14 protein-coding genes and 1 pseudogene are annotated in these 15,430 nt (G+C 71.9%); 11 read left to right on the top strand and 4 right to left on the bottom strand.

Annotation, left to right across the window (positions count from 1 at the left end):
• Nucleotides 1-112 precede the first annotated feature (112 nt).
• The gene (locus ABZ876_RS23255; protein WP_361784313.1) at nt 113-1,867 is read left to right on the top strand and encodes an NlpC/P60 family protein; all 1,755 of its coding nucleotides are present in this window, start codon (nt 113-115) and stop codon (nt 1,865-1,867) included.
• A gap of 61 nt (nt 1,868-1,928) precedes the next feature.
• Here ABZ876_RS23255 and ABZ876_RS23250 read toward each other — a convergent pair whose 3' ends face one another.
• Nucleotides 1,929-2,336, bottom strand: a complete 408-nt coding sequence (locus ABZ876_RS23250) for a DUF4232 domain-containing protein (protein WP_361784808.1) — start codon at nt 2,334-2,336, stop codon at nt 1,929-1,931.
• Here ABZ876_RS23250 and ABZ876_RS23245 point away from each other — a divergent pair.
• The 6 genes from ABZ876_RS23245 (at nt 2,275) to ABZ876_RS23220 (ending at nt 9,608) form a co-directional block, all read left to right on the top strand.
• Nucleotides 2,275-2,793, top strand: a complete 519-nt coding sequence (locus ABZ876_RS23245) for a hypothetical protein (RefSeq protein WP_361784839.1) — start codon at nt 2,275-2,277, stop codon at nt 2,791-2,793. The genes ABZ876_RS23250 and ABZ876_RS23245 overlap by 62 nt on opposite strands.
• Nucleotides 2,794-2,958: 165 nt before the next feature.
• On the top strand, nt 2,959-3,675 hold the full coding sequence (locus tag ABZ876_RS23240) for an FCD domain-containing protein (protein WP_361784310.1): 717 nt from the start codon (nt 2,959-2,961) through the stop codon (nt 3,673-3,675).
• A complete protein-coding gene (locus ABZ876_RS23235) occupies nt 3,672-5,066 on the top strand; it encodes a hypothetical protein (RefSeq protein WP_361784307.1) in 1,395 nt (464 codons plus the stop codon). Before ABZ876_RS23240 ends, ABZ876_RS23235 begins: the two co-directional genes overlap by 4 nt.
• On the top strand, nt 5,063-6,922 hold the full coding sequence (locus ABZ876_RS23230) for a GMC family oxidoreductase (RefSeq protein ID WP_361784304.1): 1,860 nt from the start codon (nt 5,063-5,065) through the stop codon (nt 6,920-6,922). The genes ABZ876_RS23235 and ABZ876_RS23230 overlap by 4 nt, the downstream gene beginning before the upstream one ends.
• A gap of 140 nt (nt 6,923-7,062) precedes the next feature.
• On the top strand, nt 7,063-9,132 hold the full coding sequence (locus ABZ876_RS23225) for a SpoIIE family protein phosphatase (RefSeq protein WP_361784301.1): 2,070 nt from the start codon (nt 7,063-7,065) through the stop codon (nt 9,130-9,132).
• Between the two features lie 47 nt (nt 9,133-9,179).
• The gene (locus tag ABZ876_RS23220) at nt 9,180-9,608 is read left to right on the top strand and encodes a hypothetical protein (RefSeq protein WP_361784298.1); all 429 of its coding nucleotides are present in this window, start codon (nt 9,180-9,182) and stop codon (nt 9,606-9,608) included.
• A gap of 403 nt (nt 9,609-10,011) precedes the next feature.
• On the opposite strand, the gene mgrA is transcribed toward ABZ876_RS23220, so the two are convergent.
• The gene (mgrA, locus tag ABZ876_RS23215; RefSeq protein WP_361784295.1) at nt 10,012-11,055 is read right to left on the bottom strand and encodes an L-glyceraldehyde 3-phosphate reductase; all 1,044 of its coding nucleotides are present in this window, start codon (nt 11,053-11,055) and stop codon (nt 10,012-10,014) included.
• A 297-nt stretch (nt 11,056-11,352) separates the two neighbouring features.
• Here mgrA and ABZ876_RS23210 point away from each other — a divergent pair, with 297 nt between their 5' ends.
• Nucleotides 11,353-11,757 (top strand): ATP-binding protein, encoded by a 405-nt coding sequence (locus tag ABZ876_RS23210; protein WP_361784805.1) that lies wholly within the window; start codon nt 11,353-11,355, stop codon nt 11,755-11,757.
• A gap of 129 nt (nt 11,758-11,886) precedes the next feature.
• Here ABZ876_RS23210 and ABZ876_RS23205 read toward each other — a convergent pair whose 3' ends face one another.
• A complete protein-coding gene (locus ABZ876_RS23205) occupies nt 11,887-12,297 on the bottom strand; it encodes an MFS transporter (RefSeq protein ID WP_361784292.1) in 411 nt (136 codons plus the stop codon).
• A 41-nt stretch (nt 12,298-12,338) separates the two neighbouring features.
• Here ABZ876_RS23205 and ABZ876_RS23200 point away from each other — a divergent pair.
• The 3 genes and pseudogenes from ABZ876_RS23200 to ABZ876_RS23190 form a co-directional block, all read left to right on the top strand.
• Nucleotides 12,339-12,827, top strand: a pseudogene (locus ABZ876_RS23200) (LLM class flavin-dependent oxidoreductase); the annotation flags it as partial.
• Nucleotides 12,828-13,173: 346 nt separating this feature from the next.
• The gene (locus ABZ876_RS23195) at nt 13,174-13,386 is read left to right on the top strand and encodes a hypothetical protein (protein ID WP_361784802.1); all 213 of its coding nucleotides are present in this window, start codon (nt 13,174-13,176) and stop codon (nt 13,384-13,386) included.
• Nucleotides 13,387-13,496: 110 nt separating this feature from the next.
• The gene (locus tag ABZ876_RS23190; RefSeq protein WP_361784289.1) at nt 13,497-14,237 is read left to right on the top strand and encodes a hypothetical protein; all 741 of its coding nucleotides are present in this window, start codon (nt 13,497-13,499) and stop codon (nt 14,235-14,237) included.
• 50 nt (nt 14,238-14,287) lie between these two features.
• On the opposite strand, the gene ABZ876_RS23185 is transcribed toward ABZ876_RS23190, so the two are convergent.
• Nucleotides 14,288-15,280 (bottom strand): class F sortase, encoded by a 993-nt coding sequence (locus tag ABZ876_RS23185; protein ID WP_361784286.1) that lies wholly within the window; start codon nt 15,278-15,280, stop codon nt 14,288-14,290.
• Nucleotides 15,281-15,430: the final 150 nt, after the last annotated feature.

The raw sequence follows: 15,430 nt of genomic DNA, 5'->3' as shown, positions 1-15,430 counted from the left end.
CGCACCCCGCCGCCCCCATCGGCGAGGTGGGGGCCGCGGCGCGGCACCGCGGCGACGGGCGCCGGGCAGGGGCGGTGTCACCGGTGCCCGGGACGGAAAGGATCATGGAGGTATGCCTGAAACCTCTAGACGCGCTCTTCTTGCCGCACTTGTCGTCTCGGCCGCATCCGTCCCACTCACCGGGCTGGCCGCGGGCCCCGCGCGTGCCGCGGGCTCGGCCGCGACCGTGCCGCCCTTCGCCGGTCCTGCCGGATCGGTCCCGGCCCGTTCCTCGGTGACCCTGCCACCCCTGGACGCCTCCTACTTCACCCAGATGACACTCACCACCCCGCTCACCGCCACGGTGCTGCCGGGAACCCCGGCCCGCACCGAGGTCACCTCCGGTGGCCGGCGCGTCGCCCTGCTGACCCACGGCGCCCGGACCGTCGTACTGCCCGGTCCGCAGCGCGTGTTCGCGGAGAACAAGCGGCCCTTCGTGGACGACTTCCAGCGGACCCTGCCCGACGTGTCCCTGCCGAACGCGGACCGGCAGTACTGGGGGAGCTCTCCCGGGGGCGGGAGCTGGTCCACTCTCGGTCCGGCGGACACCGATTACTCGGTCGTCCCGGGCGCCGGCGTGATCAGCCTGACGACCGACTTCGCCAGCCGTCACGCCACGCTCAGGGACGACGAGATCGCCGATGTCGATGTGCGGTGCGTGGCCCGCTTCGACAAGGTGCCCACCGGCCAGGCGTGTTCGTTCGCCCTGTCCTTCGGCTACCAGGACACCCACAACAACTACCGGGCCCGGCTGTCCTTCCTGACCACCGGCGCGGTCGAACTGCGGGTGGAGAAGGAGGTCGCCGACACCGTCACCCAGCTGGCCCCGCCCCTGACCCTGGCCACCGGAGTGCCCGCGGGCACCGACTGGACGATACGCGTACGCCGTGAGGGGCCCCGTATCCAGGCCAAGGCCTGGCGCGAGGGCTCGACCGAACCGTCCGCGTGGTCCGCCGACGTCACCGACACCACGTTCGCCAAGGGCCGGGTGGGAATCCGAGCCCTGGCCAACAACGGCTGCACCAACCTGCCCGTCAAGCTGTCCGTCGGCCGCTTCGAGGTGTCCGCCGCGAACTGGGAGGTTCCGCCGACCGTCACCCACGGCGACTGGGTGCGCGTCCTTGCCAAGCCCTTCGACGGCACCTTCAGCGGCCAACTGGAGCAGACCATCCGTGCCTGGGCGGGTTCCACGGTTCCGGATGTGCTCGCTCACGCCGCGATGTTCCTGGCCGGCGCGCCCGCCGTCACGGCCGGATCGGGGCCCGCGCAGGGCAGGCAGGTGCTGGGGGAGGCCGGTTACGGCTATCTGGACCCGCAGGGCTACCGTTACGAAGGCGCCGACTTCCACGAGTACATGAACGTGGGCTGGACCTTCGACGACGGCACCCACACCGGACCGTCGAGCAAGCAGGTGGGCAACCTGGACTGTTCCGGCTACACGCGCATGGTCTACGGCTACCACATGGGCGTGCCGATGGCCGCCGGGCAGGACACCTCCGGGGAGCGGCTGCCGCGCAAGTCCCGCGACATGGTCGACTACGCGCCCGGGGTACGCATCGACCGGACCGACGGCACCAACCCGCCCGCCGCCGCCCTGCTCCAGCCCGGGGACCTGGTGCTGTTCAACGCCGACTCCAGCGACGACAAGACCACCGTCACCGTCGACCACGTAGGCATCTACCTGGGCAAGGACGCGACCGGGAAGCGCCGCTTCCTCTCCAGCCGCAAGACGGTCGACGGGCCCACGATGGCCGACCTCGGCGGCGCCTCCGTGCTGGACGGCACGGGCACCTACGCCAAGACGCTGCACACCGTGCACCGCATCTGACACCGGCCCGGCCCGGGGGAGCCGCCGTCCTCGGCGGCTCCCCCGGGCCGGAGGGACCATGTCAGGAAGGCCTCACCGACGACACCGCGGTCACGGTCACCTTGTTGTCGCACTCGGCGAACTGGCCGTCCGACAGCGCCACTTGGTGCAGACCGGACTTCACCAGGCCCACCACCAGGGTCGGATACACGACGGGCGTGGAACCGGACACGCAGTAGCCGTCGGCCTCGCCCTGGACCTGGACGAAGGTCAGCTTCGTCCATGCCTTGCCGCCCGGTGCCAGCCGCACGGCTGACGCGGAGCCCGTGCGCGTCACCGACAGCGGAGCGTTGTGCTGCGGGGAACCGTTGCCCGCCCCCGCCACCGTCGGGTGGCCCTGCACGATGCAGGGCTTCTTGGAGATGTTGGTGAACTCGACGATCACCGCTCCGGTCCCGGTACCCGTCGGGCGGTGGGCAGCCTGGTACACGGCCGCGTTCAGGCCGGTCGGCGTACATGTCTTCGGCGCGCTCGCCGACGGTGCGGCCGGCCGGGAAGCGTCGGCCACGGGTGTCGCCGGCGCGCCGGCGCCGGAAGGCTTCGAGGCCGCGGAGGCCGGCGCGCCCGACGAGGCGGCCCCGGCACTCGGCGCTCCCGACGGCGCCACCGACGGCGCTCCCGACGGCGCCACCGACGGCGCTCCCGACGGCGCAGCCGAAGACGCCCCGGCGGCCCCTTGCCCACCGCCGGGCTGGCACGCGGTCAGCGCCAGCGCGGCCGAGACCGCGGCCGTCACCAGCGCGGCTGTGCGACGGGTCTTCGTGTACTGCATGGCATCCCCCGAATTCGGATTGTGCGGACAGCCGGTCGTGTACCGGCACTCGCCCGTTCAGACGAGGCCGGCGAACCGCGGGTTCGCCGGCCGATCATCTGTCACACGGCGGTGACGAGATCAGTGTCGGCCCGTGACCAGGCGATGTGCGTCCTCCGTCAGGTGATACGCGTTCCCGGCTGCGTTTCCTGGCCGCAGGCCCGCCTGCGCATTGACGTGGCGTCATCTCCAGTGGTTCAGTGGCTCAGCCACTGAACCACTCATCCGCCCGGGGGCCGAAGTGGAACCACTGCCACGCGAGACGATCGTCGACGTTCTGGAGAAGCGGCTGCGCGAAGACATCCTCGACGGACGCCATCCGGCCGGGAGCTATCTGCCGCCCGAACGTGAACTGGCCGACGTCTTCGGGGTCACGCGCACCACCCTCAAACACGCCTTCGGCCGGCTGGCGCACGCCGGGCTGCTGGAGACGCGACACGGAGTGGGAACCCGCGTACGCGACTTCCTGCGCCTCGGCGGGGCGGACATCCTGCCCATGCTCGTGCGCCACAGCCCGGACTGGATCGGCGAGATCTTCGAAGTCCGTCGCAGCATAGGCGTGTTGATCGCGGAACGCGCCGCCGCCCATGCCACGGCATCGCAGATCGCCGAACTGCGCTGCCTTCTGGCGGCTGTCGGGGACGCGACCGGCGGTGACCCCGTGCAACTGGCGGACGCCGAGGTGCACCGGGCACTCGCCCGCGCCACGGGCAACCGGGTGTACGTCCTTTTGACCAACACCCTGTTCAACGCGTATCTGCCGGTACGCGCGGCCCTGGCCGCTCCCTTTCGGGATCCCCGGTCCGCACACGACCGTCTGGCACCGGTGATCGAGGCGGTGGCCGCCGGCGACCGGGAGGCGGCACGCACGGCCGCGGGTGACTACCTGTCGGCGACGGAACGCATCATGCTCGAAGGGCTGGCGCATGCCCAGGGACACCGGGACGGTGCCCGGTGACCCCACGCGGCACGGTCTTCGAGGAGACGATGCTGGGTCGTGTGCGCCTCGTCCCGGAGGACCGGGACCGCCCGCTGCGTCTGGACCTCCAGGCCAGGGCGGACCGTGTGCTGCTGCCGCACCGCACGACGCGGGCGCGGCTGACCGGACGGGTGCGGATAGCGGGACGGGCAGACGACGCGGAAGCCGTGGGGGAGTTGGAGATCTCGCCGCTGGCCCGCCGCAGGATCCGCTACCTGATCACCTTCACCCTGGAGGGCCGGCGCCTGACCTTGGACGGCTGGAAGTCCGTGTCGCCCCGGCATCCGCTGACTTCGATGACCGTGTTGCCGTACACCCTGTACGAGGACGGCGAGCGCGTCGGAGAGGGCACCCTGCGCTTCCCGCTCGCCACCGGCCTGCTGCCCTTCCTCACCAGTTTCCGGTTCCCCCGTGCCACCGTGCCCGCCGCGGAGCGTGACATGGCGTCGCGCTGGGACGGAAAGCCGGGACGCACCGAGGTCTGGTACACCACCCTGACCGATCAGGCGACCGGCAGCGGGGTGTGGTTGCACCATGAAATGGTCGCGCCCACCGACGGCAGCAGCGCCTACGCACACGGCTGGGTCGCCGTCTTCCCGAAGGACGGCCCCGTCGAGCACACCCGCTTCGGCCCCGTCCCCTGGGAGGCGGCTCCCCAAGGCTTCGTCGCCGAGGGCATCCGCGCGCTCCCCGGCCGGCTCACCGGCTCCGCGGAGCCGTTCTCCTGGGCGCTCACCGAGGAACCCGAGGGCCCGTCCCTGCACACCTTCCCCGGCTGGTCCTGGCGGCGGCCCTGGCTGCCGGCCTCGCAGATGCTGCCCGCCGCCCGCGCGCGCTACAGCGGCACGGTGCGGTACGGCACCAACGAGCTGCGCCTGGACGGCGCCCCCGGCGCGACCGCCCGCATCTACGGTCACGGCAACGCCCGCCGCTGGGCCTGGCTCCACGCGGACCTGGGCGGCGGCGACATCCTGGAGGTCATCGCCGCGATCTCGATGCGCCGCGGACTCGACAGGCTGCCTCCTCTCGTCTTCCTGCGCCTGCACCGAAACGGCCGCACCTGGCCCCGGCGGGTGGAACGCTCCGCCGTGGGCTGGGCGGGATTCGGCCGGTTCCGCGCCGACATCCGGCTCCCCGAGTGGCGGGTGGAGGGCAGGGCGGGCCGGCGACGCGTACGGGTCACGGTGAACCAGCCGCCCCAGCGGACCCTCGCCCTCGGCTACACGGACCCGGACGGCTCCGCCGCGGTCTGCCGCAACAGCGAGACAGCTGACGCGGTCATCCGGCTGGAGCGCTGGTGGGGCAGGTGGCGGCCGGAGGCCGCATGGCGGCTGTCGGGCACCGCCCATGCCGAGGTCGGTGAACGATGAGCCACCGAACCCCCGCCGCCCTGACGGGACTTGTCGCCGCGTTCCTGGCGGACGACGGCACCGCCGACTGGGCACGAAACGTGCCGCGACGGCTCGAAACACTCCTCGGCACCATGCCCGCCCCGGCACGGACGGCGGTGCGCGGCGCGGCCGCGGTGATCGACGCCTACGCCACGGCCCGCACCGGAGGGCGGCTGTCCGGTCTCGGCCCCGCGGAACGCGAGGACGTCGTGGCGTCACTCGTCTCCCATCGGGCCCTGCTGCCCTTCCTGGACGCGGTGAAGGTACCGCTGCTGCTGGCGGCCGGAACCGAACGGATGGCGCACCAGGCCCCCGCGCCCGCGCGGCCCGCCCCCGACGATCCGCCGCTCGACTGCACGCCCTCCCACCAGTGGCCCACGCGGTCCACCGCGGACGCCGTCGTCATCGGATCCGGTGCCGGAGGGGCCATGGCCGCCAGGACCCTCGCCCGCGCGGGCCTGCGCGTCGTCGTTCTCGAGGAAGGAGAGCACCACAGCACCGCGTCGTTCGCCCGACGGGCTCCGCTCGACCGCTTCGGCGACCTCTACCGGGACGGCGGAGCGACGATCGCCGTCGGCAGCCCGCCGCTGGTGGTGCCCGTGGGCCGCGCGGTCGGCGGCACCACCGTCGTCAACTCCGGGACCTGCTACCGGACACCGGGCCACGTCCTCTCCCGCTGGCTGCGTCGCCACGGATTCACGGCCGCCGAAGGCTTCGACGCAGATCTCGACGAGGTCGAACGCACCCTGAGGGTGGCCCCCCAGCCGCTGGACGTCATCGGCGGCAACGGGCTGCTCGCACTGGCCGGCGCACAGCGGCTGGGCTGGGCCGCGGCACCCCTCAACCGAAACGCCCCCGGCTGCGCGGGATCCTGCCAGTGTGTCGTCGGCTGCCCCACCGGCGCCAAGCAGAGCGTCCAGCTGTCCGTGCTTCCCGAGGCCTGCGCGGCCGGCGCCCGCATCGTGACGAGCGCCCGCGTGCGGCGGATCCTCACCGACCCCGACCGTCCCGGCGGCCCCCGGGCCGCGGGGGTGCTGGTCCGCCGCCCCGACGGCAGCGAACTGGAAATCCTCAGTCCCCTGGTCGTGGTCGCCGCCGGCGCCCTGGAGACCCCGCCGCTGCTTCGCCGTTCGGGCCTCGGCGGGCACCCCCGGCTCGGCCGGAACCTCAGCGTGCACCCGGCCATCAGCGTCGCGGGCCGCTTCAGCCGGCCGGTCACCAGCTGGAAAGGCGTTCTGCAGAGTGTCGGAGTGGAACACCTGCGCGCCGACGGCATCCTGCTCGAAGCCACCGCGGCACCTCCGGGCATGAGTTCGTTCGTGCTGCCGGGCGCCGGACGCGAACTGCGTCGTGAACTCGAAGGAGCGGAGCGGCTGGCGACGATCGGCGCCATGATCGCCGACCGTCCGTCGGGCCGCGTTCTCGGCCGGGACCGCACACTGCTCCGCTACGACCTGGCACCGCGCGACGCCCGCCGTCTGCTGCGCGCGCAACGAGCCATGGGCACCCTGCTGTTCGCCGCGGGCGCCGAGGAGGTGCTGACCGGAGTTCCGCACGCGCCGCGCGCTCGCACCCCCGCCCGGCTCGAGGCGCTGCTCGACGAGGTGACCGCGAGCCGGCTCCATGTCTCCGCCTTTCACCCCACGGGTACGGCCGCCGCGGGCGCCGACCCCGAGCTCTCGCCGGCCGGCCCGGACGGGTACCTGCGCGGCACGCACGGCGTGCTGATCGCCGACGGCTCCGTGCTGCCCAGTTGTCCGGAGGTGAATCCCCAGCTGAGCATCATGGCGGCCGCCCTGGCCATCACTCGGCGCTTCGTCGCGAAGGCTGCCTGACGTCCGTGAAAGGACGGCGGCCGGGGCCGACAGACCGCTCCAGGTGTGCCGCGATGGTTTCGGACGACTATGGAAGGAGGCAAAGCGGCCACCGAGACGCACAAACCAGGCCGCGACGTACTGCGAGAGGGGATCGGTGCATGGGGACGACGGACTCCTCCCGGCCCTGCCCAGGTCCGGCACCGGCCGGTGCCGCGGTGCCGCCCAGTGGCCTCCTCGACCTGCTGAGCGTGGCCGCGGTGGTGCTGGACTCGGAGGGCCGGGTGGTCTTCTGGAGCCCTCACGCTGAGGAATTGTTCGGTTACACGGCGGCCGAGGCCCTGGGCCGGTTCGCGGCGCGGCTGTTGGTCCGCGAGGAACACTGGGACGAGGTGATCCGGCTGTTCGCCGAGGTCACGGAGTCCGGCGCCGACTGGGCCGGGGCCTTCCCGATCCGGCACAAGGACGGCAGCACCCGCCTGGTGGAGTTCCGCAACATGCGGCTGCTGGACGAGCTCGGCGACACCTTCGCGCTGGGCCTGGCCGCCGACCAGGCAACCGTCGCGCGGGTCGAACGGGACGTCGCCCTGTCCACACGCCTGGTCTCCCAGTCCCCCATCGGGCTGGCCGTGCTGGACGTGAACCTGCGCTTCCTGACCGTGAACCCGGCACTGGAGCGCATCGTGGGCCTGCCCGCCGCCGAGTATCTCGGCAAGCCGGTCGGCGAGGCTCTGTCGTTCCTCGACGTCCCGGCCGCCGAGGAGCGTCTCCTTCGCGTCCTCGAAACCGGTGAGCCGGTCGTCGACCGCCAGGTCGTCTGCCGTCCCCCCGTCGACCCGGAGCACGAGCACGCCTGGTCCGTCTCGTACCACCGGCTGGAGGACTCGGGCGGACGGGTGCTCGGTCTGGCCTTCTCCGTCATCGACATCACCGAACGTTACCGTGCGGCTACCGAAGCGGCCCAGGCGCGGCAGCGCCTGGCCCTGATCGCGAGCGCGTCGGCGTCCGTCGGCACCACCCTCGACCTGGGGACTACGGCGCGCGAGCTCGCCGACGTCGTCGTGCCGGTCCTCGCCGATGTGGCCGCGGTGAACGTGCTCGACAGCGCTCTCGCCGGCCGGGCCGCGCCGTCCACGGGCCCGGCCGGCTTCCGCGTCCTCGCCGTCAGCGCGGCGCGCCCCGAAGAGGTCCTCCACGCGTACGGACCGCCCGGGACGGTCACCACCTACGACAGCGACCACCTGATAACACGATGCGCGCACACCCGCCGACCGGTCCTGTTGTCGCACACCACGCCTGCTGATCTGCCGCGCATCGCACACGAAAGGGCCGCCGCTCTGCTCGCGGCGGCCGGGGTGCACTCCTATCTCGCCGTACCCCTGGTGGCCCGGGGCGAAGTCCTGGGCGCCCTCGCCCTCAAACGCACGCACCACCCGGCCCCCTTCGACGAGGACGATGTGTTCCTCGCCTGCGAGCTGGCCTCCCGCGCCGCCGTCTGCATCGACAACGCCCGCGGATACCAGACCCAGCGCCATGCGGCCCTCACCCTGCAACGCAGCCTGCTTCCCGAACTCCCCTCCGTCCGGCCGGGCCTGGAGGTCGCCTGGCGTTACGAGCCGGCGGGCGCCACCAGTGAGATCGGCGGTGACTGGTTCGACGCCATACCGCTGCACGGGGACAAGACCGCCCTGGTCGTATGGGACGTGATGGGAAGCGGCATCAACGCCGCGGCCACCATGGGCCAACTCCGCAGTGCCACACGCGCCTTCGCCGAGCTCGACCTGCCCCCCGCCGAAGCCCTCTGCCATCTCGACCACCTGAGCGAGGGCACCGCACAGGCCATCACCACCTGCATCTACTGCGTCTACGATCCCCATCGAGGCCAGTGCGACATCTCCCTCGCCGGCCATCTGCCGCCGGCCCTGATGCGTTCGGGGCATCCGGCGCGGCTGCTCAACCTGCCCGCCGGGGTGCCACTGGGTGTGGGAGGCGTCCCCTTCTACACCACCACCATCGCCTTCCGTCCCGGCGACCAGCTCGCTCTCTACAGCGATGGTCTGGTCGAAACCCGTAGCGATCCCATCGACGTACGTCTGGACGCCCTCCTCGCCGCTCTTTCCGCCACCCAGCGGCATGACTTGGAGGAGAGCTGCGACCGCCTTCTGGCGATGCTCCGGCCTCCGTGCGGTGAGGACGATGTCGCCCTCCTCATCGCCCGGGCCCGGGACTGAGCCCGCGATGTGAGTTTGCCGTGGGTCCGAGCGGTAACGCGATGTCCATGACTGAACAGAACAGCCGAACGCACCAGAAGACCGAGACCGAGCGGACGCCCGCGGCCAAGGCCGGGCGGACCGCGAGCAAGGTCACCGCTCCGGCCTCGCGGGCCGCGAAAAGCGCCGCGGCCACCGCGGATGAGGCGGCGTCAGCGGCCGAGTCCGGCGTCGAGCGCTCGGCGGAGTCGGCGGCCGGAGTCGTGCACGCCGCGGCCAGGGGCGTGGAAGCGGGCCGCCAGGCGGTCATCGCCACCTCGGGCCAGGTCGCGGCCACCGCCAAGACCGCCTGGACGGTCGTCGCGCAACGGAAACTCGTCGCCGCGGGCGTCGGGGTCGGCCTGACGGCGCTGAGCGCCGCGTCGTATGCGGTGGGCCGCCGAGCGGGGAACCGCACCCAGGGCCCCCTCACCCGTCTCACCGGCGGGCGGATCTGACACGCGAGGGGACCTCTCCGACACCACCGGGGGCGTCTCCGCCCAGGTGAAGATCACCAACGCGTCGCCATGGAGACCACCGACGACCACTGACCCATCCCAGGCGCTTCGCTCGACGGTGGCAGGCCGGAAGGTAACCGAGTGACGACAGGCATGTCGTGACGCCGGCCACGGCCAGGCTCACCGGTATCCCGGCCACGCGGGTATCTGCCCGGGCTCGGCCCCGGGCTCGGACCCCGGCACGGCCGCCGCCACGAAGAACGGGGCGTGGCCGAGAACCGGTGCCGTGAGCGACCCGGGGTCCATGGGGTACCACCCTGAAGCGGCGGCCTGCCGGCCCGGCGACCGGTGGCAGGTCGTGGCCGCCCCGCCGACGGCCACGGCCGGTCCGTACCGAGGACGGTCAGCGGACATTGCCCAGACGGGCGTCCTGCCACAGGTCCACGCCGCTGTCGGCGGCGTACTTGTCGATCTCGGCCAGCTCCTCGCTGCTGAAGTCGAGGTTCTCCAGCGCGGCGACGTTCTGCTCCAGCTGTTCGGTCCTGGAGGCGCCGACGACGAGCGAGGTGACGCGTTCGTCGCGCAGGGCCCAGGCGAGGGCCATCTGAGCCAGGGTCTGCCCACGGCGCGCCGCGATGTCGTTAAGGGCGCGCAGCCTGTGCAGCATGTCGTCCGACAGCCATGCGGCGTCGAAGGACGTGCCCTGCGCGGCGCGCGAACCCTCGGGGATGCCGTCGAGATAGCGCCCGGTGAGCAGCCCCTGGGCGAGCGCCGTGAAACCGATGACGCCGAAACCGTCCTCCTGAGCCGCGTCGAGCAGGCCCTCGGTCTCGATCCAGCGGTTGAGCATGCTGTACGACGGCTGGTGGATGAGGAGCGGGGTGCCCAGCTCCCGGAGGATGGCGACCGCCTCACGGGTGCGCTGGGTGTCGTAGGAGGAGATACCGACGTAGAGGGCCTTGCCCTGGCGGACGGCGGTGTCGAGCGCGCCCATCGTCTCCTCGAGCGGGGTGGTGGCGTCGAGTCGGTGGGAGTAGAAGATGTCCACGTACTCCAGACCCATGCGGCTCAGTGACTGGTCGAGCGAGGCGAGGAGGTACTTCCGGGAGCCGCCGCCCTGGCCGTACGGACCGGGCCACATGTCCCAGCCGGCCTTGGTGGAGATCACCAGCTCGTCCCGGTACGGTGCCAGGTCCTGCTTCATCAGGCGCCCGAAGTTGATTTCCGCGGAGCCGTAGGGCGGACCGTAGTTGTTGGCGAGGTCGTGGTGGGTGATCCCGAGGTCGAAGGCGCGCAGGGCGATCTCGCGCTGCGTCTCGAACGGCCTGTCGTCCCCGAAGTTGTGCCAGTAACCGAGGGACAGGACGGGAAGGTCCAGCCCTGAGCGCCCGGTGCGGCGGTAGCGCATGGTGCCGTCGTAACGCTCAGGATCCGCGACGTGGTTCATCGGGTGATCTCCGGATGGTTCGGTGAAAGGTGGCCCCGTCGGAAGAGAGGGGACATGCCCACACTGCCTCTACATGATCCTGAAGTCCAACAGCTCCCTTTCATGGGATTCAGAGGTGAGGCTTCTGAATCGGGACGGTACCGCCAGGATTCCCGAGGATCGTCAGGACCTGTGGGGCGTGGGTGGCCCGTCCGGGGGTAGGCGCGGGGTGTGAACGGGGTGGCAGAGGCGGTCCGGATGGATACATTTCCGCGCGGCAAGAGCCGCACGAGGCCGGACGACGGCCTGACACAGACCATGATCGCGTTGGACGGCGGCGGTTCGTGCATCGCCGACGCCCGGCACCTCACCGGAGCATTCCTGGCCCGGCTCCAGGCGGACCACGGCATTCCCGTGTCGGCCCGGGCGATGGACATCACCCAGCTCGTGGTCAGCGAGCTGGTCACCAACGCCCGCAAGTACGCTCCCGGGCCCGCTTGGCTGGAGCTGCGGGTCGTCGGCGCCGTGGTGGAGGTGACGGTGTGGGACAGCGACCCGGTGCTGCCGGTGGCCCGGGCGGCGGATCCGGGGAGAGTGGGCCAGCACGGTCTGGAGATCGTGATGGCCGTCGCCGAGGGGTTCGAGGCGCGGCGGGAATCGCCCGGCAAACGCGTCACCGCCCGTATGGCCCTGTGGGACGCCGGGGGCGGCGGGCACCGGTGACGGCCGGCGGCACTACCGGCAGCGGCACCGGCGCCGGCGCGTACCCGGCGATCGCAGGGCCCCGGAAGCGGCCGGTGCGGTCTGCCGGCGGGCCGGCCGCCGGCCGCGGCCCCTGTGCCGGTCCGGACGTCAGGGCGGAGTGATACGGGGGGCGAGTGCGGTGGCCTGGGCGCCGGAGAGTTCGTCGAGCGACTGGCCGCGTGTCTCGACGCGGAAGGCGAAGGCGACGAGGAATCCGCACGCACAGGCTGCGGCCACCGCGTAGAGCAGTGCGGCCTCGCCGATGTCCGCGAGCAGTACAGGGAAGAGACAGGTTCCCAGAGCCGCTCCCAGCTTTCCGCAGCCGGCGGCGAACCCGTGTCCTGCCGCGCGCATCTCGGAGGGAAACACCTCGGCGGGCAGGGTGAACGTGGTGGCGTTCGGCCCCGGATTCATGAAGGTGTTGAACGTCCCGAAGCCCACTGTCACCAGGGCGAGATGCGCGTTGGCTCCGCCGGGCGGCTCGGTGCTCACCGCGAGCACGCACAGCGCGAGCGCCATGACCGCGAAGCCGGTCAGCTGGAGCGGTGCCCTGCCGACCCGAGGGCCTGCACGGGGTCCCGTTCGCCCGGCCGTTGAGGCGGATGCGTGAGACGGTGGAGATCGTGCGACGGGTACTCGAGGGCGGCAAACTCTCGTACTCCGGATCGGAGTTCCAGATTCCACTGCCCGGCGGCGACGGCATCCCGATGCGGCTGTCGACGCGTGCGGAGCACGAGATCCCTGTCTATCTGGCCGCGCTGTCGCCGGCCATGCTGCGGCTGACCGGGGAGGTCGCCGACGGCTGGCTGGGGACCGGCTTCGTACCGGAAGGCTCGGCCGACGCCTACTTCGCCCACCTGGACAACGGCCTGGCCCGCAGCGGGCGTATCCGGGCGGACCTCGACGTCTGCCAGGGCGCCGAGGTCGCCTTCGCTCCCGACGAGGACGCGCTCGGCGAGATGACCGCCGCGCGGAAGAAAGAACTGGCCTTCAGCCTTGGCGGCATGGGAACGGCGTCCACCAACTTCTACAACAACGCCTACAGCCGCGATGTTCCCGATCTCCCACGACGACTGAGATCCCTCACGCTTTCGGGTCGACGGCGGCTGTCGGCGGGTTGAGGATCAGAGGGCCGGCACCGCGATCCGCCCGCCGCCATCGGAGGATGCCAGGCCCTCAATCTTGCCCGGAAGATCGTCTACGAGTCCGCGCGGGCCACCGGCCTGGCTGACAAGATGGGCCTCCAACTGTCGTGACCGCGCAGGAAGCATCCTCATGTGGCCGAGTGCCGTCGGTGGCGGGCAGCTGATGTGGCCGATGGCATCGGCAGCTGCCCGTACACTCGTCAGTCGCCCATACGGCTGCACAACCGCCGACAGGAAGGTGTCGTTGCACGTGTTCCAGGATGCCCCGATCTACCACCGGCTCGTCGCCGAGCGCGGTGACGTGCCCGCGCGAGTTCGCGACGCGGCCGAGAGCATACGTCGCGAGCTGGAAAGCATCATGCGGACGGGGCAGCCGCCCGGCGCTTCACGGCCGAACCTGTTCACTCCGGCTCCGCAAGTGCGGCAGGCCTCCGCGCTGCCCCCCGGTTCGCTGCCGCAGTGATGCCGCCGCACCGCAGTTCACCGCTGCCGCGCGGTATATGACGAGGGCGGCGTGTGCCGGGTCCGGGGACCCCCAGGCGCCGCCCCCACGCCTCACGGCACACTGGATGCGTGAACGAAGAGCTCAGGGCTCTGCACGAGCGACTCGCGCGGCTGGAAGAACTGCTCACCGCGGCCCAGGAGGAGCCGGCCGAACCGGCCTGGCGCCGACCCACGCGCGGTGAGACCCGCTGGGCCGTCACCGCGGCGGTGCTGGTCGCGGTGACGCTGCAACTGCTGCTTCCCGAGCGGCTGGCCTTCCAGCCGGAATGGCTGTTGCCCGGGCTGGAGTTGCTGCTGCTGATCGTGCTCTTCCCGGCCTCCCGGCCCCGTATGGAACGGACGACCTCGCTGCTGCGCGGCGGCGGGCTGACGCTGGCCGCCGTCGTCAGCCTGGCCAACGGCTGGTCCGCGGTGCTCCTCATCCGGGGTCTGGTGCGCGGCACCGAGGGAGGCGACGCCGGGACACTGCTGACGACGGCGGTGGCCATCTGGCTGACCAACGTCATCGTCTTCTCTCTCTGGTACTGGGAGTGGGACCGGGGCGGACCCGTGGCCCGCGCTGCCGGGAGCAGCGACCACCCGGACTTCCTCTTTCCCCAGATGCAGAGCGGGGAGTCGGCACAGACGGACTGGGAGCCCGCGTTCGCCGACTATCTGTATGTCTCCTTCACCAACGCGACGGCCTTCAGTCCCACCGACACCATGCCGCTGTCCCGCTGGGCGAAGCTGCTGATGACGGTGCAGGCGTCGATCTCCTTGCTCACCCTGGCCCTCGTGGTCGCCCGGTCGGTGAACGTCTTCCGCGGGTGAGCGGCCGCTCGGGGAGCCGCTCCTCCGACGTTCTCGCAGCGCGCTCGGGTCTAGTGCCGTGGGGCGGGAGGCGCCGCCCGGACCGACCCTGACGCGGGATGCCCCGAGTGGTGCGGCACCACCGCCGGCGGCGATGGCTGAGGGCGGGAGGTGGGTCGTGCGGTGGGCTTGGCGGGTGCGCCGAGCGCGGCGAGCACGCTGGGGGCGAGGGGCACGGTCGGTGCGGTCGGTGCGGTCGGAAGGGCCGGAGCGACGGGCGCGGTGGGCGTCTTGGGGGTCGCCGGCGGTGCCGGTGTGGCTGGTGCGGTGGTGTGGTGCGGGGGCGTGAGTGTGACCAGGTGGGCAAAGACCACGGTGTTGGCCACGTACTCGTGGGCGGCGTGGTCGTAGGCACCACCGCAGGTGATGAGGCGTAGCTGCGGGGTGGGGGCGTCGGCGTAGACACGCTTGTTGGGGAAGTGCGCCTTGCTGAAGGTTTCGACGGAGTCGACCTGGAAGCGGGCGGTGGAGCCGTCGGCGCGCGTGATGGTGACACTGTTGCCCGGTTTGAGAAGGCGCAGGAACACGAAGACGGCGGGGCCGGTTTTGGTGTCGACGTGGCCGACCACGACCGCCGTGCCCCGCTCGCCTGGTGCGGCGCCGTACTTGTACCAGCCCGCGAGATTTCTGTTGGTCACGGGCGGCGGTTTCAGGTGTCCCGATGCGTCGAGGGAAAGCTTGGTGAAGGGGGCGTCGACGCCGATCTGGGGAATGACGATCCGCTTCGGCGCCGACCGCCGCAACGTCTCCAGGACGGAGGGCGCGGTCGTACTCGGAGCGGGCTGGGCCGGGGGGAGGGCCACGGGCGGGGGACCGGCCGCCGGCTGGAGGGCGGCCGCGGACGGAGTGGGGGGCTTGGGATCGGCGGGGGGCGTGATCGAGTGGTGGATGAGCAGGCCGCCCAGCGCCACGGCTGCGGCCGGCAACAGCAGGGCGCCGCTGAGGGTACGGGTGGTGGCTGCGGTGGGGGGCTGGTCCGTCGGGGCCGGTGCTGAGGGGGTCATAAAGCATGCCTGTTCATCAACGGGAGCGGTGGTGAGGCATCGGCGGGTCGGCCGGCAGCCGGCACGGGCAGGGCGCTCGTGTCGGCACGACGGCCGCGGCCGCTGTCGCTCGTTGTCGGCGGCAGCGGCCGCGGCCGTGCGTCAGCCGGT

The sequence above is a fragment of the Streptomyces sp. NPDC046931 genome, assembly GCF_040644655.1.
GTDB lineage: Bacteria > Actinomycetota > Actinomycetes > Streptomycetales > Streptomycetaceae > Streptomyces.
This window is presented reverse-complemented; position numbering and strand designations above follow the sequence as displayed.